This window comes from Isoptericola sp. b408, from assembly GCF_030588085.1.
GTDB classification, from domain to species: domain Bacteria; phylum Actinomycetota; class Actinomycetes; order Actinomycetales; family Cellulomonadaceae; genus Isoptericola; species Isoptericola sediminis.
Genome location: NZ_JAUQYQ010000001.1, coordinates 233,922 through 253,400, shown reverse-complemented (window position 1 = coordinate 253,400; position 19,479 = coordinate 233,922). Strand labels below are relative to the sequence as shown.

Here is a 19,479-nt window from a genome sequence, read left to right as displayed (position 1 = left end):
CCCTACCGAGAGAACCCGCTGGCCCTGACGACGTCGCCGACCGGGGACGACGGGGGCGGGCGCGCAGCGGGCACGGGGATCTGGGAAGATAGGCAGTCGTGTCGACCCCAGATTCTCCCGCCCCCGCGGCGCTGCTGCGCCGAGCCCTCGGTGTGCTCGCCCAGATGGCGCCGGCCGCCGTCGAGCTCGGCGAGATCTTCGCCGCCGCCGGCCACGAGCTCTCCCTCGTCGGCGGTCCGGTCCGCGACGCCTTCCTCGGCCGGACCAGCGCCGACCTCGACTTCGCCACCTCGGCGACGCCGGACGAGACCGAACGTCTCCTCGCCCGCTGGGGCGACGCGCACTGGGACATCGGCAAGGAGTTCGGCACGATCGGCGCCCGGCGGTACGCCCGGGACGCGGACGGCGGGACGGGTGGTGACGACGTCGTCGTGGAGGTCACCACCTACCGCTCCGACACCTACGACCCCGAGTCGCGCAAGCCCGTCGTGGCGTTCGGCGACACCCTCGACGGCGACCTCTCGCGGCGCGACTTCACGGTCAACGCCATGGCGGTGCGTCTGCCGGACCTGACGTTCGTGGACCCCTTCGGCGGGCTGTCCGACCTGGCCGCCCAGGTGCTGCGCACGCCCATCGCACCGGAGCGGTCCTTCGACGACGACCCGCTGCGGATGCTGCGCGCCGCGCGCTTCGCCGCCCAGCTCGGGTTCACCGTCGAACCCGCCACCCGGGCGGCTATCGACGAGATGGCCGGCCGGCTCGAGATCGTCTCGGCCGAGCGGGTCCAGGCCGAGCTCTCGAAGCTGCTCTGCTCGGACCGGCCCCGTGCCGGTCTCGAGGTGCTGGTCGACACCGGGATGGCCGACCACGTGCTGCCCGAGCTGCCGGCCCTGCGCCTGGAGATCGACGAGCACCACCGGCACAAGGACGTCTACGAGCACTCCCTGATCGTGCTCGACCAGGCGATCGCGCAGGAGACGGGGCCCGACGGCGCCGTGCCCGCTCCGGATCTCGTGCTGCGGCTCGCGGCGCTGCTGCACGACATCGGCAAGCCCGCCACCCGACGTTTCGAGCCCGGCGGCGGGGTGAGCTTCCACCACCACGAGGTCGTCGGCGCGAAGCTGACGGCCAAGCGGCTCCGCGCCCTGAAGTACGAGAAGCAGGTCGTCAAGGACGTCTCGCGGCTCGTCGAGCTGCACCTGCGCTTCCACGGGTACGGCGACGGCGCGTGGACGGACTCGGCGGTGCGGCGCTACGTCACCGACGCGGGGCCCTTGCTGGAACGGCTGCACCGGCTGACGCGGGCCGACTGCACCACCCGCAACCGGCGCAAGGCCAAGCGGCTCGCCGACGCCTACACCGACCTCGAGGAGCGGATCGCCCGGCTGCGCGAGCAGGAGGAGATCGACTCGATCCGGCCCGACCTGGACGGCACGCAGATCATGGCGATCCTCGGTGTCGGCCCCGGCCCGGTCGTGGGGCAGGCGTACCAGCACCTGCTGGGCCTGCGGATGGAGCACGGCCCGCTCGGCGAGGAGCGGGCGACCGCCGAGCTTCAGTCCTGGTGGGCGGCCCGGCAGGACTGACCGCTTCCGCGCCGGGAGCCGGTGCGGTTCTCGTGCGGGCCGACGATCTCCGTGTCGGCCTCGCCCGAGGACGGCACCGGGATGTTGCGCACCACGAGGATGCAGGTGTCGTCCTCCTGGGTGCCGTCCGCGCAGGCCTCGACGATCGCGTCCCGCGACGCCTCGGCCTCCAGGTCGGGGTCGACCTCCTCGACGCAGGTCAGCAGGTTCTCGAGCTGGGTGCGCAGCGGCCGGTCGCGGCGTTCGATGAGACCGTCGGTGAACAGGACCAGCGAGTCGCCGGGGTGCAGCACCGTCGAGGCCTCCGGCACCTCGCCGGTCAGCAACGGCGCCCCGATGGGCGTCGTGAGGGCCTCGTCGAGCTTCTCGACGTCGTGGTGGGAGTGGATCAGCAGCGGTGCGTGGTGCCCGGCCCGGGTGTAGGTGATCCGGCGGTTCCCGCCGTCGTCCGGGGGGTCGACGATCGCGAACACGCACGTGGTCATGTCCGCCATCTGCAGGCTCCGCACGAGGTCGTCGACGCCGGCGATCACCGCGCTCGGTGACAGCCCCGCCCAGGCCTCCGAGCGCAGCACGGAGCGCAGCTGGCCCATCGACGCGGCGGCGCGGATGTCGTGGCCGACGACGTCACCGACGGAGATCGCGACGCGACCGTCGGGCAGCGGCACGACGTCGTACCAGTCGCCGCCGACGTCGGCCCCCGCGGAGGCCGGCTCGTACAGCGCGGCGCAGTCCAGGCCCGGGGCCTCGACGATCTCCGGGAGCATGCTGTGCTGCAGGGTCAGGGCCGTCTGCTGCTCGCGGCGGTAGAGCCGGGCGTTGTCGAGGGCGAGCCCAGCCCGCGCCCCGAGGGCCACGATGTCGTGGACGTCGGAGGACGGGAAGGCGGTCGCGACGTCGCCGTCGTCGCTGACGACGATCAGGACGCCGATGTCGCCGGCGCGCCCGCGCAGCGGCACCACCATCGCCGAGCCGAGGCCGAGGCGCCGCAGCGCGTCGAGCTCCTCGGGGCCCGTGCGGGCCGGCAGCGACTCGATGTCGACGGGGAACGGTTCGGAGATCTCCTCGGTGCCGGTGGTGAGCACCCTGAGGACGGTCGGGGACTCGCGGATCCAGCGGTGCGAGCGTTCCAGCACGGCGATGTCGTCGGCTCGCTCGGGGTCGCGGGAGGCGCCGTGCACGATGCGCGGTGCGCCGTGCTCGTCGACGAGCAGCACGGCGCACCAGGAGCCGTAGTGGGGTGCCACGAGAGCCGGCAGCGCGGCCGCTCCCGACTCCTCGTCGAACAGGTCGACGAGGGCCTGGGTGATCGAGGCGAGCCGCCGCAGGCTCTCGGTCTGCCGGTTGGCGGCGTCGAGCTCCAGCGCCTGCCGGCGGTCGTGGTGCACCCGCTCCGTGACGTCCGTCTGGATCCCCACGTGGTGGGTGACGTTGCCCTCGTCGTCGTGGATGGGGGAGACGACGACCTGGTTCCAGAACGGGGTCCCGTCCTTGCGGTAGTTGAGCAGCGTCTCGCCGACGGCCTGCCCGGCGTCCAGCGCGGCGCGGATGCGGGCCACGGTCTGGCGGTCCGTCCCCTCGCCCTGCAGGAAGCGGCAGTTCGTGCCCAGGACGTCGTCCGTCGTGTAGCCGGTCACCTCGCAGAAGGCCGGGTTGACCCAGATGAGCGGGTCGTCCGGCAGCGACGGGTCCGAGATGGTGAAGCTGAGGTGGCTCGCCACGGCCGCGCGTCGCTGCAGCCCGTCGAACTCGGAGGGCGGGTGCGACTCCTGCAGGCCCGTCCCGGGCAGCATCACCACGAGGGCACGGTTCGCCAGGGTCCCGGGGGCCCCGGCGAGCGGGACGCCGACGGCCCAGAGGTCGTCGGGAGCGTTCTGCCGCGCGGAGAGCACCGCCACGCCGGAGCTGCCGTCCACAGCGGCCGCCAGGGCCCGCTCGGCGGAGATGTCGGCGTCCCGGACGGACAGGCCCGCCGCCGCGCACCAGGCACCGAGCGAGGTCGGCAGCTCGAGGCCGCCGACCATGCGCGCGCCGACCGGGTTCGTGTCGACCACCTCGTGCGTGCGGGTGTCGACGAGGAGCACGGCGCCACCCGTGACCACCTTCGCGGGGTCGTGGACCTCCGGCAGGAGATCGCGCGCCAGCGTGGTGATGTCGGTCGGCGCCGACTGTTGCTGCGTCATTCGTGGAACCTTCCCCCCGTCCCTCCGACCCGCCGTCGGGAGGACCGGAGATCCCTATGATGCGGCGAACCGGAACGGCCTGTCCACATGATGGCGGTGCCCGCGGCCGCGTGCGACGCGGGTCACGACGGGCCGGACCGGTCCCGTCAGTGCGCCGCGGGGGTCTCCCGGCGGACGTCGTCGGCCTTGCGCAGGCGCGTGGCCAGCAGCACCGCACCGATCATGACGCCGGCCGCCACGCCGAAGGCGAGCCGCGCGCCGCCCGCCGTCGCCGCGGCCTCGGTGGCGCCGTCGTCGAGCAGGGCGACGGACCGCAGCGTGAGCAGGGCGACGAACAGCGCCGTCCCGGCCGCGCCCGCGAGCTGCTGCAGCGTGGTGATCGTGGCGGACCCGTGGGAGTACAGCCGGGGTGCCAGCCCGCCGAGGGCCGACGTGAGGGTCGGGGTGAACACGCAGGCCAGCCCGAGGCTGAGGACGACGTGCCCGACCATCACCCACCAGACGGGCGAGGACGGCGACAGCGTGGCGAACAGGACCATCGCCACCGCGACGGCCGACACGCCCGGCAGGACGAGCGGGCGCGGGCCGACCCGGTCGTACAGGCGGCCGACGACCGGGCCGAGCAGGCCCATCATGAGACCACCGGGCAGCATGACGAGCCCGCTGGCGAGCGGGGCGAGGCCGATCGCCTCCTGCAGCACCAGCGGCAGGCCGATGATCATGCCGAACATCGCGATCATCGCGACGACGAGCACGCTCAGACCGGCGGGGAAGCCCGGCGCCCGGAAGACCCGCAGGTCCAGCAGGGCGTCGTCGGTGCGCTGCAGGCGGAGCTGGCGCCGCACGAACAGCGCGAGGAACACGACCCCGCCCACGATCGGGAGCACGGGGGAGACCGGCGGCGTGTGCCGGGCCGCCTCACCGAGGGAGGACAGCCCGTAGACCAGCCCGCCGAACGCGAAGGCCGACAGCACCACCGACAGCGCGTCCAGGTGCTTGCGTGCCCGCTCGGCGACGTCGCGGACCAGGAACAGGCCGAGGGTGAGGCCCACCAGCGCGATCGGCAGCACGACCCAGAAGACCTCGCGCCAGCCCAGGGCGTTGACCACGGCGCCGGACATCGTCGGGCCGAGGGCCGGGGCGACCGCGATGACCAGGGACACGTTGCCCATCACCCGTCCGCGGTGGTGGGGCGGCACGATCGTCATCACCGTGGTCATGAGCAGGGGCAGCATGACCGCCGTGCCGGACGCCTGGACGACGCGGGCGGCGACCAGCAGCCCGAACACGGGGGCGAGCCCGGCGAGCAGGGTGCCGAGGCTGAACAGGGACATCCCCAGGATGAACGCCGTCCGCGTCCCGACACGCTGCAGCAGCCACCCCGTGGTGGGGATGACGACGGCCATCGTCAGCAGGAACGCGGTGGTCAGCCACTGCCCGGCCGACGGCTCGATCCCGAACTCGCTCATGACCGACGGCAGCGCCACACCCATGGTCGTCTCGTTGAGGATGACGATGAACGCCGACACCATGAGCAGCGCGATGACACCCAGGTGCTCGCGCGACAGCTTGTCGGTGTCGCGGGCGGGCACCTCCGCGGCGGGGGTCGCTCCGCCGGGCGGGGTCTCGGTGCTGCGTACGGTCATGAAACCTCCCGGTGGTTCGATCAGCGGTTCGCTCGGACGTCGTCGACCGCGGGCGGCGCTGCGCACGGACGGACCCGTCGGATCAAGGCGTTCTCAGCCTGCGGTATTCCCTGTCACGGTGGCGACCTGATTTCGTCGCCGGACTCATCTGTCGACGCGGGCCGGGTCCCCGGACACCGTCACCGGAGCGGGGTGCCGCGCCCCGGCGAACCCGAGCAGCGCCGCGACGCCGACGTAGGCGAGCGCGAGCACGAGGAACAGACCCCGCGACCACCCCTCGTCGGGCACCGTCCAGGCGGCGAGCACCGCCGCACCGACGAACGCCGCGTTGTACAGCACGTCGAAGAAGGCGAAGGCGCGGCCGCGGAAGTCGTCGTGGGTGTCGCGCTGGACGACGGTGTCCACGGCGATCTTGGCGCTCTGGGCGGCGAGGCCGAGCAGACCGGCACCGACCAGCACGATCGTGCGGGACGGCGTGGTGGACAGCAGGAGCTGGGAGGCCGCGGCCAGCAGCAGCATCCACACGATCCAGCCCTGGGCCCCGGTGAGCCGGGACAGCACCGGGGTGATGACGACGGCGCACGCGCCGCCGACCGCGGTCGCCGCCAGGACGAGGGCGAAGTTCGCCAGCCCCGCGGCGGTCTGGCCGGGATCGGCCAGCAGGTTGCGGGAGATGAGGATGGCGGCGATGAAGACCACGCCGTAGAGGAACCGGTGGGCGGCCATCACCAGCAGCGCCTGGCCCGGTGTCCGCCGGGCGGCCAGGTAGCGGGCGCCGTCGACCAACCCGTGAGCGACGTCCGAGATCTCGGCCGCGAGGTGGCCGCGGGCGGGATGCTCCGGACCCAGCTGGTCGCGGCCGAGCCGCAGGGCGAGCAGCGCGGCGACACCGAAGACGACGGCGGCGCACACGAGCGCGGCCGCGTCGTGGGCCGGTCCGTCCGGGATGCCGAGCCCGATGGCCAGGGCGACCCCGCCCCCGAGGAAGACGGCGCCGGCGCCGAGGGTGGGCGTCAGCGAGTTGGCCGTGAGCAGGTACGGGCCCGCGACCACGTTGGGGAGCCCTGCGCTGAGCGCGGCGAGGAGGAAGCGGTTGACGCTCAGCGCCAGCAGCCCGAGCAGGATCACCCAGACGTCGCCGCTGCCCTCGAGGCCGACGGTGAGCATGATCGCGGCCATGGCCGCCGTGATGAGGACGCGCAGGGCGTTGCCGTGGGCGAGCACCTGGCGCCGCCGCCACCGGTCGAGGAACACGCCCGCGAAGGGGCCGACGATCGTGAAGGGCGCGAGCATGACGGCGAAGGCGCTCGCGACGCCGGTCGCCGTCCCCGCGCGTTCGGGGGAGAAGAAGAGGAGGGCGGCCAGGCCGACCTGGAACATGCCGTCACCGGCCTGGGAGACGAGCCGCACGGCGAACAGCCGACGGAACCCCTCCAGGCGCAGGAGAGCGCGCAGGTCGTGCCAGGTCTCGACCAGAGCTCCCACGGCTCCACCTTCCCATGGTGCGGCGCGGCCCGGAGGGGCTCACCCGCGTGGCGCGGCGCCGCCCTGTCCCGCGAGTCAGGACGTCCCGCCGCGAGTCAGGACGCGCGTGCGCGACTCAGGACGCCCGGGCTCGGTGTGCCGAGTGTCTCGCCCCGCTGCAGATCGACGGGCGACGTGCAGCGGGACGAGACGTTCGGGAACCGGCGGAAGCGGAGGCCTACTCGGGCCGTCCGAACGCTCCGGGTCAGCGCTCGACGTCGCCGGCGATGAAGGCCTCGAGCTGGGCGCGGCCCTGGGTGTCCTCCATCTGGACCGGCGGGGACTTCATGAAGTACGTCGACGCCGACAGGATCGGGCCGCCGATGCCGCGGTCCTTGGCGATCTTCGCCGCGCGGATCGCGTCGATGATGATGCCGGCCGAGTTCGGGGAGTCCCACACCTCGAGCTTGTACTCCAGGTTCAGGGGCGCCTCGCCGAACGCGCGACCCTCGAGGCGCACGTAGGCCCACTTGCGGTCGTCGAGCCAGGCGACGTAGTCCGAGGGGCCGATGTGGACGTTGCGGTCCTCCTTCTTGCCGGCGAGCGCGCCGGTCAGGTTGGAGGTGACGGCCTGGGTCTTGGAGACCTTCTTCGACTCGAGGCGGTCGCGCTGCAGCATGTTCTTGAAGTCCATGTTGCCGCCGACGTTGAGCTGGTACGTGCGGTCCAGCACGACGCCGCGCTGCTCGAACAGCTTGGCGAGCACGCGGTGCGTGATCGTGGCACCAACCTGCGACTTGATGTCGTCGCCGACGATCGGCACGCCGGCGTCCTCGAACTTCTTCGCCCACTCGGGGTCGGAGGCGATGAAGACCGGCAGGGCGTTGACGAAGGCCACGCCCGCGTCGATGGCGCACTGCGCGTAGAACTTGTCGGCGTCCTCCGACCCCACGGGGAGGTAGGAGACGAGGACGTCGACGTTCGCGTCCTTGAGCGCCTGGGTGACGTCGACCGGCTCGTCGGCCGCCTCGTCGATGGTCGCGGCGTAGTAGTCGCCGAGCCCGTCGAGGGTGGGGCCACGCTGGACCATGACACCCGTGGGCGGCACGTCGGCGATCTTGATGGTGTTGTTCTCGGAGGCGTTGATCGCCTCCGCCAGGTCGAAGCCGACCTTCTTCGCGTCGACGTCGAACGCCGCCACGAACTCGAGGTCGCTCACGTGGTACTCACCGAACTGCACGTGCATGAGACCCGGGACGGTGTCGGACGGGTCGGCGTCGCGGTAGTAGTGCACACCCTGGACCAGGGACGATGCACAGTTTCCGACGCCGACGATGGCAACGCGGACGGAGGTCATCCTCGCTCCTTGTTTCTCGGGGCCGGGGCGGGATGCGCCCCGGCGTCGTGGTCGCGGTCACGGCCGCTGACGCGGTCGCGCTCGGTCGTGATGAGCCCGTCGAGCCAGCGCACCTCGCGCTCGACCTGCTCCAGTCCGTGCCGCTGCAGCTCCAGAGTGTATTCGTCGAGCCGCTCGCGGGTCCGGGCTGCGGACTCCCGGACCGCCTCCAGGCGCTCGGTCAGCCGGGTGCGCCGGCCTTCGAGGATGCGGAGGCGGGTCTCGGCGTCCGTCTGCGCGAACAGCGCGAACCGGACGTCGAAGCTCTCGTCCTCCCAGGCCGCGGGGCCGGCGGAGGCGAGAGTGGTCTGCAGGTGTTCCTTGCCCTCCGGGGTGAGCCGGTAGACGATCCGTCCACGACGTCCCGTGAGGGGCTTCGTGCCCGACGCCGTCCGCCCGGACGCCCCGGAGGCTCCGGAGCGTGCCGGCGTGGCAGGGTCGGGGTCGACCGTCTCGATCAGGCCTCGTCCGACCAAGGACTTCAGGGCCGGGTAGAGGGTGCCGTAGGAGAAGGCGCGGAACGAACCCAGGAGCAGGTTGAGCCGCTTGCGCAGCTCGTAGCCGTGCAACGGGGCAGAGCTGAGCAGACCCAGGACGGCCGTCTCGAGAACGTTCGAGCGACTGCGCACCCGTGTTCTCCCTCCCGTGCCGACGGCACCTCTCATGGCGTTGTATCGAGTCGATACATCACGAGGATAGGACGAGCGCGACGGTGCGGCAATCGGCCGCTCCGGCGCGGCGAATGTGAAGGGCTCGTGGAGCCGCGGCCAGAGGTCTGGGGACGACCGGCGCACAAACGGTTGCGTCGCGCGTCTATCTCGACACCCCGCCGCGCGCATCCCCTAGTGTTCGGTGGGGTTCCTCGTGTCCGCAGGGGGCGGAACAGGGTCGAGGACATCGCACTTCGAAAGGGTGGACGTGGGTCGCTTCTGGAACTATCCGCGCCGGGGCCTGGGCCCTGTGCAGCGGTGGCTGCCGTCGTGGCGCATCGTCGTCGGCTGCGTGCTCGGGTTCGTCGCGCTCGGCGCCGGCGTCTTCTTCGCCGCGTGGACGTCGACCGCCATCCCGAAGAACCTCGACGACGTCGACCACCAGGCGACGACGGTCTACTACGCCAACGGCAAGGAGATCGGCACGTTCTCCAGCGTCAAGCGCGAGATCGTCGCCTACGAGGACCTGCCCAAGCACGTCGGCGACGCGGTCGTGGCCAGCGAGAACGAGTCCTTCTGGGAGGACGCTGGTGTCGACTTCTTCGGTATGGCGCGTGCCGCGTTCACCAACCTCACGACCGGCTCCCGGCAGGGCGGTTCCACGCTGACGCAGCAGTACGTCGAGCGCTACTACCTGGGCCAGACGAGCGACATCGCCGGCAAGGCGCGCGAGGCGATCATCGCCATGAAGATCGCCCAGAACCAGCCGAAGGAGCTGGTGCTGGACCGCTACCTCAACACGATCTACTTCGGCCGCGGGGCCTACGGCGTCCAGGCGGCCGCCCAGGCGTACTTCGACAAGGACGCCAAGGACCTGACCTACTCCGAGTCCGCCATGCTGTCCGGAATCATCCCGGCGCCCGTGCGCTACGACCCGTCGGAGAACCCGGACATCGCCAAGGCCCGCTGGGAGCGCAGCCTGAACCGGATGGCCGAGCAGGGCTACATCACCCAGGCCGAGGCCGACTCGGCCCAGTTCCCGGAGTTCGTCGAGAAGGACACCAGCAGCAACAGCCTCGGCGGCCAAAAGGGCTACATCATGAACGCCGTCAAGAAGGAGCTGCTCGCCACCGGGGAGTTCACCGAGGAGGACCTCGAGTCCCGTGGCCTGCAGATCCACACGACGATCAAGCCGAAGCTGCAGCGCACCGCCGCGAAGATCGTCAAGGACCTGCCCGAGGACGCGAACAAGAACATCCGTGCGTCCCTGGTGTCGATCGATCCCGAGACCGGGGCGATCGTGACGCTGTACGGCGGCGCCGACTACCTCAAGCAGTCGCTCAACACCGCCACCCAGGACAGGGTGCAGGCGGGTTCGACCTTCAAGCCGTTCACGCTGATCGGCGCGCTCGAGGACGGGGTCCAGCTCACCGACCGCTTCGACGGCAACACCCCGAAGACCTTCGAAGGCGTGGGCGAGAACGAAGAGGGCTACACGGTCAACAACTTCGGCGAGGAGTCGTACGGTGAGGTCGACCTCGTCGAGGCCACCACGCACTCGATCAACACCGCCTACGTCGAGCTGAACGTCGAGAACGGGCCGAAGCGCACCGTCGACGTCGCGCACCGCCTCGGCATCCGGGAGGACGAGGACGACCCGATCGCGCCCTATGCGTCCAACGTGCTCGGCACCCACTCGGTCTACCCGATCGACATGGCCGAGGCCTACGCCACGATCGCCGGGGGCGGCTACCACGTGGAGCCGTACATCGTGGACCGGGTGGAGCACATGGACGGCACCCAGCGCTACGCGAGGGAGACGACCGCCGAGAAGCGCTTCGAACCCGACGTGATCAACGCCGCGACCTACGCGATGACCCAGGTCGTGGAGAAGGGCTCGGGGCGCGCCGCGCTCGAGCTCACCGGGCCGGACGGGCAGCGCCGGCCGGTGGCCGGCAAGACCGGTACGGCCAACAACAACGAGACCGCCTGGTTCACCGGCTTCACCCCGCAGCTCGCGACCGTCGTCAACCTGCGGCAGTACAAGACGGTCGATGTCGAGCAGGGCATCATGAAGGACAAGGCGCCGATCGAGGCCTTCGGCCCGTACAGCGAGATCACCGGTTCGACCTGGCCGGCCGCCGCGTGGACCGAGTTCATGCAGGTCGCGCTCGAGGGCAAGGAGATCGCGGAGTTCCCCGAGTACACCCCGCCGACGCCGTCGTTCGAGCCGTCCCCGACGCCGAGCGAGACCGCCGAGTGGGTCGAGCTGCCGGACAACCTCGTCGGCATGAACATCAACGAGGCCACGAGGCTGCTGGAGAGCCTGGGCCTGTCGGTGGCGACGCAGGCGACCGACGACGAGGCCCGCAAGGGCACCGTCGTGAACGTCTACGACACGGGCGGCTCCGTCCAGACGGGGTCGACGGTCACGCTCTGGGTCTCGACCGGCAAGGTCGAGGAGCAGCAGAAGGTCGCTGTGCCCAACGTCGTCGGGCAGTCCGCCGGCTCGGCCGAGAGTCAGCTCAACCGGGTCGGTCTCTCGACGGCCGTGGTCGAGGAGCCCAGCAACCAGGTCCAGCGGGGCCAGGTGATCCGCACCGAGCCCGGCGCCGGGAGCGAGGTCGAGTCCGGGTCCACCGTCACGATGGTGGTCTCGTCCGGGCCCCAGCAGACCCAGGAACCGACGCAGGAGCCGACCTCGGAGCCGTCGCAGTCACCGTCCCCGACGGACCAGCCGGGCAACGGCAACGGGAACGGCAACGGGTGACCGAGGCCACCCGACGATGAACTTCGTCCGGGGTGCCCGTAGCAGGTATCCTGGTCGACTGGCCGTACCACGCCGCCCCCGCTCGGGGAACGGCAGGGCACGGCCGACGCACGCACTAACCCTCCTGCCACGGAACGACCGTGGCCGCTGAGACCAGAGGAGGTGGGTTGAACTCATGCGTCAGTACGAACTGATGGTGATCCTGGACCCGGAGGTCGAGGAGCGCACCGTGGCCCCGACGCTGGAGAAGCTGCTCAAGGTCGTCACGACCGACGGCGGCAGCGTCGACAACGTGGACATCTGGGGTCGTCGCCGCATGGCGTACGACATCAACAAGCGCTCCGAGGGCATCTACGCCGTCGTGAACTACACCGCGACGCCGGACACCGCGAAGGAGCTGGACCGTCAGCTGGGCCTCAACGAGGGCGTGCTGCGGATCAAGACCCTCCGCGCCGCTGCTCACTGAGACCCGCTGAACCGAGACACCCCGCATCCTCGCTGGGCACCTGTCGGTGCCCCGTGATGGGATGCCACTGGACCATCGAGGACAGCCGAATCTCGCGGACGAACGAAGGAGCTTGGCATGGCTGGTGAGACCGTCATCACGGTCGTCGGAAACCTGACCGCGGACCCGGAGCTGCGCTTCACCCCGTCGGGTGCAGCCGTCGCCAACTTCACGATCGCGTCGACGCCCCGCACGTTCGACCGTCAGTCGAACGAGTGGAAGGACGGGGAGGCGCTGTTCCTGCGCTGCTCCATCTGGCGCGAGGCGGCGGAGAACGTCGCCGAGTCGCTGACGAAGGGCATGCGCGTCATCGCGCAGGGCCGCCTTCAGCAGCGTTCGTTCGAGACCCGCGAGGGCGAGAAGCGCACCGTCGTGGAGCTGCAGGTCGACGAGATCGGCCCGTCGCTGAGGTGGGCGTCCGCCAAGGTCGCCCGCGCTCAGCGCAGCGGTGGCGGTGGCGGCGGATTCGGTGGCGGCTACGGCGGCAACGCCGGTGGCCAGCCCGGTGGCGGCGGTGGATTCGGTTCCTCCGGCGGCGGACAGCAGAGCGACCCCTGGGCCACGGCTGGCCCGGCGTCCTCGGGCGGCGGGTTCTCGGACGAGCCCCCGTTCTGATCGTCGCCCACATCCAGAATCACCCGTGACCTCCCGGCGTCGCGCCGGAGAGGTCCACACCTGAGAAGGAGCACACACCATGGCCAAGCCTGTGGTGCGGAAGCCCAAGAAGAAGGCCAACCCGCTCAAGGCCGCGAAGGTCGAGACGGTCGACTACAAGGACACCGCCCTGCTGCGGAAGTTCATCTCCGACCGCGGCAAGATCCGTGCGCGTCGCGTCACCGGCGTGAGCGTGCAGGAGCAGCGCCAGATCGCCAAGGCCGTCAAGAACGCGCGCGAGATGGCCCTGCTGCCGTACTCGTCGTCGGCCCGCTGAGGAAAGGATCCAGATCATGGCAAAGCTGATCCTGACCCACGAGGTGACCGGTCTCGGTGAGCCCGGCGACGTCGTCGAGGTGAAGGACGGGTACGCCCGTAACTTCCTCATCCCGCGTTCGCTGGCCACGCCGTGGACCAAGGGCGCCGAGTCGCAGATCTCCGCGATCCGCAAGGCCCGCAAGGCCCGCGAGATCGCCACGCGCGAGGACGCCCAGGCCGCGGCCGAGTCGATCCAGTCGCGGACCTACACCGTCGAGGCGCACGCCGGCGAGTCCGGCCGCCTGTTCGGTGCGGTCACGACCGCGGACATCGCCAAGGCCGTGCAGTCGGCCGGCGGCCCGTCCGTCGACAAGCGCAAGATCGAGATCGGCCAGCCGATCAAGTCGCTCGGTGAGCACACCGTGTCGATCCGCCTGCACCCCGAGGTGTCGGCGAAGATCGAGCTGGAGGTCGTCGCCGGCTGACGCCGGTCCGATCGTCCGAAGGCCCCGGTTCCCGTCATGGGGAGCCGGGGCCTTCGTCGTGCCCGGTGCGGGGCTGGTGGGCGCTGGTGGCCCGGACCGCACACTCGCTCGGCAGTTCGTGCCTCGCTCGGCAGTTCAAGCTGCCGAACGAGGCACGAACTGCCGAGTGAGTCCCCAGGCTGTGGATGACCAGCGGTGACCGCTCGGTCGGGCCGCGATGCTGAGGTCCGTGCCCTCCGAGATCGTGATCGCCCGCGAGTCCCTGCCGTCGGACGTCCGGCAGGCGTGCCGCGCCGGCGAGATCGAGCGCATCCGACGAGGTGCCTACCGGTCCGTGCCGGACGCTCCGGACGGAGGGCGTCGGAGTGCGGCGCGTGACCTGCAGATCGACCGGGCACGGGCGTTGGATCGTCAGCTGCGAGCCGGCCACTGGTTCAGCCACGCGACAGCGGCGATGCTCCACGGACTCCCGCTGTGGCGGCTGCCGAGCGGCATCCACGTGCTGCAGGCCTACCGCGCGTCGTCGCGCGCAGCTCAGGACGTGCACCGGCACGTGACGCCGGTGCCGCCGGGGGAGCGCACCGAGGCTCTGGGGCTGCCGTCGACCACCCTGGAACGCACCGTGGCGGACTGCGCCACGACGATGTCTCCGCTGGAGGGACTCGTGATCGCCGACTCCGCTCTGGTCCGTGGGCTCGACCGGTCGGCCACGCGGGCACTGATCGGTGCGCGGACCCGTGGCCGCCGGCGTGGGCTGCTCGTGCTCGAGCTCGCTGACCGGGGTGCCGAGAGTCCCTGGGAGTCGTGGCTGCGCTACGTGGCCCACTGGGCCGGTCTGCCGCGCCCGCGGACCCAGGTCCCGGTCACCACGCGTCTCGGACGTTTCCGCGTCGACATCGGTTGGCCCGAGCACGCGGTTCTCGCGGAGTTCGACGGGCTGGTGAAGTACCGGACCGGTGCGTTGGGCGGTGACCACGATCCCGACCGGGCACGTATCGAGGAGAAGCGCCGCGCCGACGCGATCGCGGAGGCGACCGGCATCCAGCTGCTGCGTGTCACGTCGAAGGACGCCCACGACCCGCAGGCGGTGGCGGACCGGCTGCTCGCCCGTTTCCCGGCTGCCGTGCGCGGGACGGCGCGCCGGAACCCGCTGCTGTCCCGGCCGCGCTGACCGGGGGCCGCCGTCGCGGGTACCAGCGGGAGGCTCGCACCGACGAGTCGCGATCGGCAGTTCGTGCCTCATTCGGCAGTTCAAGATGCCGATCCAGGCACGAACTGCCGAGCGGGCGCAGCTGAACACGGCATCGGGGTCAGACGCCGGTGGTCATCCAGCGCTCGCCGCGGGCGCGCAGACCAGTCGTCAGGGCGCGGGCCAGCATGAAGACCCCGGCGAACGCCGCCCACAGCCAGGCCAGCCCCACCGCACCCTCCGGAGCCCAGGAGCGCACCGCCAGGGCGACCGGCGCGTAGACCACGAGGGTGAGCATGCCCGCCCAGGCGAGGAACCGGCCGTCCCCGGCGCCGATGAGGACGCCGTCGAGCACGAACACCCACCCGGCCATCGGCATGAACACCCCGCAGACGACGAGCCCGGCGGTGATGGCCACACGCACGTCGGGGTCGGGGGAGAACAGCGGGGCGATCCACCAGGACGCCGCCGCGAGGACGACGCCGATGAGCGCCCCGGCGCCGACGCCCCACTGCAGGCACCGCCGCAGCACGGCCCGGACGCGGGCGGTGTCGCCGGAACCGAGCCCGAACCCGACCAGCGCCTGCGCCGCGATCGCGAGGGCGTCCAGCGCGAAGGCCGCGAGTCCCCACAGGCTGTTGACTACCTGGTGCCCGCCGAGCGCGACGGCACCGAGCCCGGTGGCGACCCACACGGTCAGCAGGATCGCCAGGCGCAGCGAGATGGTGCGCACCAGCAGGGGAGCGCCGGCGACCGCGTTGGCCCAGATGCCCGCGTGGTGGGGGCGCATCGAGGCACCCCGGCGTCGGGCCCCGGTGACGACGACGACGGCGAGCACGGCCGCCATCAGGAGCTGCGCCGTCGTCGTCGCGAGGGCCGAGCCGGCGATCCCCATCCCGACGCCGTAGACGAGCGTCACCGAGCCGACAGCGTTGAACACCGCACCGCTGGACGCCACCCACAGGGGGGTACGGGTGTCCTGGAGTCCGCGGAGCACGCCCGTCGTGGCGAGCACGAGGAGCATCCCGGGCAGCCCGGGGGAGGACCAGCGCAGGTAGGTGACCGCGTGCTCGGCGACCTCGCCGGTGGCACCCATGGCGGAGACCGCCCAGGGCGCCGTCGTCCACAGGAGTATCCCCAGGACGAGGCCCAGCCCGAGGGCGAGCCACATACCGTCGACGCCGGACTGGAGGGCCTCGCGGTCGTGCCCGGCGCCCAGCCGTCGCGCCACGGCGGCGGTGGTGGCGTAGGCGAGGAAGATGCACAGCCCGACGAGGGTCAGCAGGATCGTGGAGGCGAGCGAGAGGCCGGCGAGCTCGGCCGTCCCCAGGTGCCCGACGACGGAGCTGTCGACGAGCACGAACAAGGGCTCGGCGACGAGGGCACCGAGGGCCGGCCAGGCGAGCGCGAGGATCTCGCGGTCGATGCGGCGGAAGTCACCCACCGAGTTTTCCTCCACAGCATGAGTACGACGTCGTGGCTGTTCACACCCCGTTTCGGGGCTTGTACACAGCAGATTTCCCCAGTTGTGCACAGGGTTGTCCACCGGCTGTGCACAGGATGTGGGCAGTCTTCCACACCGGGGTCCACACGTTCGTCCACAGGGTCCGTTGCGTCGGTCCCTGGGCGCGCCTAGCGTCATCCACACTGTCAGAGGCGCACGCTAGAACAAGACCTTGACGACCGGTGAACGAGCCCACGCGGGGCATTGATTCCGGTGAGAACCGGACTGGGGGACGCATGTCGATCGAGGAGCTCGAAGCAGGCTACGGATCACGGCCGGCCTTCGACCGCACCCCTCCCCAGGACCTCGACGCCGAGATGAGCGTGCTCGGCGGCATGCTGCTGTCCAAGGACGCGATCGCCGACGTCGTCGAGCAGATCCGCGGCAACGACTTCTACCGGCCGGCGCACGAGGCGATCTACGAGGCGATCATCGACCTCTACGGCCGCGGCGAGCCGGCCGACGCCATCACGGTCGTGGCCGAGCTGACCAAGCGCGGCGAGATCGGCCGCATGGGCGGCGCCTCCTACATCCACGACCTCATGGCCGGGGTGCCGACCGCCGCGAACGCCGGCTACTACGCGCGCATCGTGCGAGAGCGGGCCGTGCTGCGCCGTCTCGTCGAGGCCGGCACCAAGATCGTCCAGCTCGGGTACGCGACCGACGGCGGCGACGTCGAGACCGTCGTCAACAACGCCCAGGCGGAGATCTACGCCGTCACCGAGCGCAGGACCACCGAGGACTACGCGCCGCTGGCGGACATCATCGGCGGCACGATGGACGAGATCGAGGCCGCCGGGAACCGTGGCGAGGGCATGGTCGGCGTGCCCACCGGGTTCGCGGACCTCGACCGCCTGACGAACGGTCTGCACCCCGGGCAGATGATCGTCGTGGCCGCGCGACCCGCCATGGGTAAGGCGCTCGCGCTCGACACCCCGCTGCCGACGCCGAACGGCTGGACCACGATGGGCGAGGTCGCCGTCGGCGACGAGCTGCTCGCCCCCGACGGCACGCCCACGCGCGTCGTGGAGGCCACCGAGGTCCTGACCGACCGGCCTTGTTACGAGGTGGAGTTCGACGACGGCACGACGATCGTCGCGGACGCCCAGCACGAGTGGGCCACCAGCCTGACCGGCGATCCCGTCGATACGTCGGTGCGGACGACCGAGGCGATCGTGGCGTCGATGGATCGCGGCGCGGCGCACTCGGTGTCGCGCCCGGGCGCGGCCTGGAAGATCGTGGCCGTGCGCCCGACAGTGTCGGTGCCGGTGCGTTGCGTCCAGATCGATCATGCGGATCACCTCTACCTGGCGAGCCGGGCCATGATCCCGACCCACAACTCGACCCTGGCGCTGGACCTGGCCCGCGCTGCGTCGATCAAGGCCCAGAAGACCTCCGTGGTGTTCTCGCTCGAGATGAGCCGCAACGAGATCACGATGCGTCTGCTGTCCGCCCAGGCGCGGGTGCACCTGCAGAAGCTGCGCAACGGCTCCATGGGCGACGACGACTGGCAGAAGCTGGCCAAGATCATGGGCAAGGTCTCCGAGGCGCCGCTGTTCATCGACGACTCGCCGAACATGTCGCTGACCGAGATCCGCGCCAAGTGCCGCCGGCTCAAGCAGAAGCACGACCTCGAGCTCGTCATCGTCGACTACCTGCAGCTCATGACGTCCGGCAAGAAGGTCGAGTCCCGGCAGCAGGAGGTCTCCGAGTTCTCGCGTGCGCTGAAGCTGCTCGCGAAGGAGATCGAGGTCCCGGTCATCGCTTTGTCGCAGCTGAACCGTGGTCCCGAGACCCGCAGCGACAAGAAGCCGCAGATGTCGGACCTGCGTGAGTCGGGCTGCCTGACCGAGGACACGAAGATCCTCCGCGCCGACACGGGCGCCGAAACGACGATGGGTGAGCTCCACGCGGAGGGCGCTACCGACGTGCCGGTGTGGGCCCTCAACGACCGCTTGCAGTACGTGCGCCGCCACCTCACCCACGTGTTCTCCACCGGGGTGAAGCCGGTGTACCGGCTGCGGTTGGCGTCCGGCAAGGAGATCGAGGCGACGGCGAACCACCCGTTCCTCACCTACGAGGGCTGGACCCCCCTCGGCGAGCTCGAGGTCGGGTCCAGGCTCGGTGTGCCGCGGCACGTCCCGGGGCCGGAGCAGAACACTGCGTGGGACGACCGCAAGGTCGTCATGCTGGCGCACCTGCTCGGCGGCGGTGAATCACCGGCGCAGGTTGCCTCTCTCGCAGATGGCGACTGGGCTGCTCCCGAGCTCGGCGTCCCGGCGGCGGTCTTCCACCTGCCGAAGGACCAGATCGCGCTCTTCCTCAAGACGCTGTTCACCGATCGCGGTGCAGTGCTGGGCTCGGACGACGACGGACGCGTGACGCTGCCTGGATCGCAGCGGGTGCTCGAGGGAGTCGCCCGGCTCCTGTTGCGCTTCGGCATCGCCACCCGGGTCACCACGGCACCTTCGGACCCGCGTCTCACCATCGACGGGGTCGACGATCTGCGACGGTTCCTGCAGGAGATCGGCATCGAGGGTTCGGAGACTGCGAGGGCAGCTCGGCTTCTGGAGCAGGTTCGTGCGCAGTCGTCCGGCACGCCTGGGGGGACCCGCCACGTCTGGGACGAGGTGCGCGACGTCCTCAGTGCCCAGGTGGTTGCCGCAGGAACGGCCACCGTTCAGGACGGCGGGCGCCAGCGGCTGGGCGTCGTCGCTGAGGTGCTGGACGAGGCTGATCTCGAGATCGAGGCCGTCAACGACCTGCTGTGGGAAGAGGTCGTGTCGATCGAGCCGGTGGGGGAGAAGCAGGTCTTCGACGCGACGGTGCTCGGCACCCACAACTTCATCGCCAACGGCATCGCTGTCCACAACAGCATCGAGCAGGACGCCGACATGGTGATCTTGCTGCACCGCGAGGACGCCTACGAGAAGGAGTCCCCGCGCGCCGGCGAGGCCGACCTGATCGTGGCGAAGCACCGTAACGGTCCGACCGACACGATCACGGTGGCGTTCCAGGGCCACTACTCGCGGTTCGTCGATATGCAGGTCTGATCCGCTTCTTCGGTGTCGACCTGCGGGCGGTCCTTCAGAATCTCGCAGATATGGTTCATGAGCTCTGCTGTGTCTCCGGGCGAGCGCTGCGGAAGAGCGTGCTCGCACGGCGGGACTTGATCTGGCAGCCCAATCA

At 70.9% G+C, this 19,479-nt stretch carries 14 protein-coding genes; 8 read left to right on the top strand and 6 right to left on the bottom strand.

Features of this window, described 5'->3' with window-relative positions; genetic code table 11:
- Window positions 1-164 precede the first annotated feature (164 nt).
- Entirely contained in the window at window positions 165-1,586 is a 1,422-nt protein-coding gene (locus Q6347_RS01175) for a CCA tRNA nucleotidyltransferase (RefSeq protein ID WP_304603095.1), read from the top strand.
- Here the strand turns inward: Q6347_RS01175 and Q6347_RS01170 are convergent.
- The 5 genes from Q6347_RS01170 to Q6347_RS01150 form a co-directional block, all read right to left on the bottom strand.
- Window positions 1,556-3,769: a SpoIIE family protein phosphatase gene (locus Q6347_RS01170; protein ID WP_304602995.1), complete on the bottom strand. Its 2,214-nt coding sequence runs from the start codon at window positions 3,767-3,769 to the stop codon at window positions 1,556-1,558. The genes Q6347_RS01175 and Q6347_RS01170 overlap by 31 nt on opposite strands.
- A gap of 146 nt (window positions 3,770-3,915) precedes the next feature.
- The gene (locus tag Q6347_RS01165; protein WP_304602996.1) at window positions 3,916-5,415 is read right to left on the bottom strand and encodes an MDR family MFS transporter; all 1,500 of its coding nucleotides are present in this window, start codon (window positions 5,413-5,415) and stop codon (window positions 3,916-3,918) included.
- A 144-nt stretch (window positions 5,416-5,559) separates the two neighbouring features.
- A complete protein-coding gene (locus Q6347_RS01160) occupies window positions 5,560-6,900 on the bottom strand; it encodes an MFS transporter (RefSeq protein WP_304606427.1) in 1,341 nt (446 codons plus the stop codon).
- Between the two features lie 244 nt (window positions 6,901-7,144).
- Window positions 7,145-8,236, bottom strand: a complete 1,092-nt coding sequence (locus Q6347_RS01155; protein ID WP_304602998.1) for an inositol-3-phosphate synthase — start codon at window positions 8,234-8,236, stop codon at window positions 7,145-7,147.
- The gene (locus Q6347_RS01150; RefSeq protein ID WP_304602999.1) at window positions 8,233-8,904 is read right to left on the bottom strand and encodes a PadR family transcriptional regulator; all 672 of its coding nucleotides are present in this window, start codon (window positions 8,902-8,904) and stop codon (window positions 8,233-8,235) included. The genes Q6347_RS01155 and Q6347_RS01150 overlap by 4 nt, the downstream gene beginning before the upstream one ends.
- Before the next feature lie 289 nt (window positions 8,905-9,193).
- On the opposite strand from Q6347_RS01150, the gene Q6347_RS01145 reads away from it, so the two are divergent.
- From Q6347_RS01145 to Q6347_RS01120, 6 genes are all read left to right on the top strand, one after another.
- Window positions 9,194-11,695 (top strand): transglycosylase domain-containing protein, encoded by a 2,502-nt coding sequence (locus Q6347_RS01145; protein WP_304603000.1) that lies wholly within the window; start codon window positions 9,194-9,196, stop codon window positions 11,693-11,695.
- Window positions 11,696-11,870: 175 nt separating this feature from the next.
- Window positions 11,871-12,161: a 30S ribosomal protein S6 gene (gene rpsF / locus Q6347_RS01140; protein ID WP_304603001.1), complete on the top strand. Its 291-nt coding sequence runs from the start codon at window positions 11,871-11,873 to the stop codon at window positions 12,159-12,161.
- Between the two features lie 117 nt (window positions 12,162-12,278).
- Window positions 12,279-12,815, top strand: coding sequence for a single-stranded DNA-binding protein (locus tag Q6347_RS01135; RefSeq protein WP_171246654.1), 537 nt, complete (start codon window positions 12,279-12,281; stop codon window positions 12,813-12,815).
- Between the two features lie 79 nt (window positions 12,816-12,894).
- Window positions 12,895-13,131, top strand: coding sequence for a 30S ribosomal protein S18 (gene rpsR, locus Q6347_RS01130; RefSeq protein ID WP_106265817.1), 237 nt, complete (start codon window positions 12,895-12,897; stop codon window positions 13,129-13,131).
- Between the two features lie 16 nt (window positions 13,132-13,147).
- Window positions 13,148-13,597, top strand: a complete 450-nt coding sequence (gene rplI, locus Q6347_RS01125) for a 50S ribosomal protein L9 (protein WP_171246653.1) — start codon at window positions 13,148-13,150, stop codon at window positions 13,595-13,597.
- 229 nt (window positions 13,598-13,826) lie between these two features.
- Window positions 13,827-14,768, top strand: coding sequence for a hypothetical protein (locus Q6347_RS01120; RefSeq protein ID WP_304606426.1), 942 nt, complete (start codon window positions 13,827-13,829; stop codon window positions 14,766-14,768).
- 139 nt (window positions 14,769-14,907) lie between these two features.
- Here Q6347_RS01120 and Q6347_RS01115 read toward each other — a convergent pair whose 3' ends face one another.
- Window positions 14,908-16,230: an MATE family efflux transporter gene (locus Q6347_RS01115; protein WP_304606425.1), complete on the bottom strand. Its 1,323-nt coding sequence runs from the start codon at window positions 16,228-16,230 to the stop codon at window positions 14,908-14,910.
- A gap of 296 nt (window positions 16,231-16,526) precedes the next feature.
- Here Q6347_RS01115 and dnaB point away from each other — a divergent pair, with 296 nt between their 5' ends.
- Window positions 16,527-19,343 (top strand): replicative DNA helicase, encoded by a 2,817-nt coding sequence (gene dnaB / locus Q6347_RS01110; protein WP_304606424.1) that lies wholly within the window; start codon window positions 16,527-16,529, stop codon window positions 19,341-19,343.
- Window positions 19,344-19,479: the final 136 nt, after the last annotated feature.

Bases quoted from the DNA above. Each gene is read 5' to 3' on its own strand.
- Q6347_RS01175 (WP_304603095.1), top strand. From the start codon at position 165: ATGGCGCCGGCCGCCGTCGAGCTCGGCGAGATCTTCGCCGCCGCCGGC.
- Q6347_RS01170 (WP_304602995.1), bottom strand. From the start codon at position 3,769: ATGACGCAGCAACAGTCGGCGCCGACCGACATCACCACGCTGGCGCGC.
- Q6347_RS01165 (WP_304602996.1), bottom strand. From the start codon at position 5,415: ATGACCGTACGCAGCACCGAGACCCCGCCCGGCGGAGCGACCCCCGCC.
- Q6347_RS01155 (WP_304602998.1), bottom strand. From the start codon at position 8,236: ATGACCTCCGTCCGCGTTGCCATCGTCGGCGTCGGAAACTGTGCATCG.
- rpsF (WP_304603001.1), top strand. From the start codon at position 11,871: ATGCGTCAGTACGAACTGATGGTGATCCTGGACCCGGAGGTCGAGGAG.
- Q6347_RS01135 (WP_171246654.1), top strand. From the start codon at position 12,279: ATGGCTGGTGAGACCGTCATCACGGTCGTCGGAAACCTGACCGCGGAC.
- rpsR (WP_106265817.1), top strand. From the start codon at position 12,895: ATGGCCAAGCCTGTGGTGCGGAAGCCCAAGAAGAAGGCCAACCCGCTC.
- rplI (WP_171246653.1), top strand. From the start codon at position 13,148: ATGGCAAAGCTGATCCTGACCCACGAGGTGACCGGTCTCGGTGAGCCC.
- dnaB (WP_304606424.1), top strand. From the start codon at position 16,527: ATGTCGATCGAGGAGCTCGAAGCAGGCTACGGATCACGGCCGGCCTTC.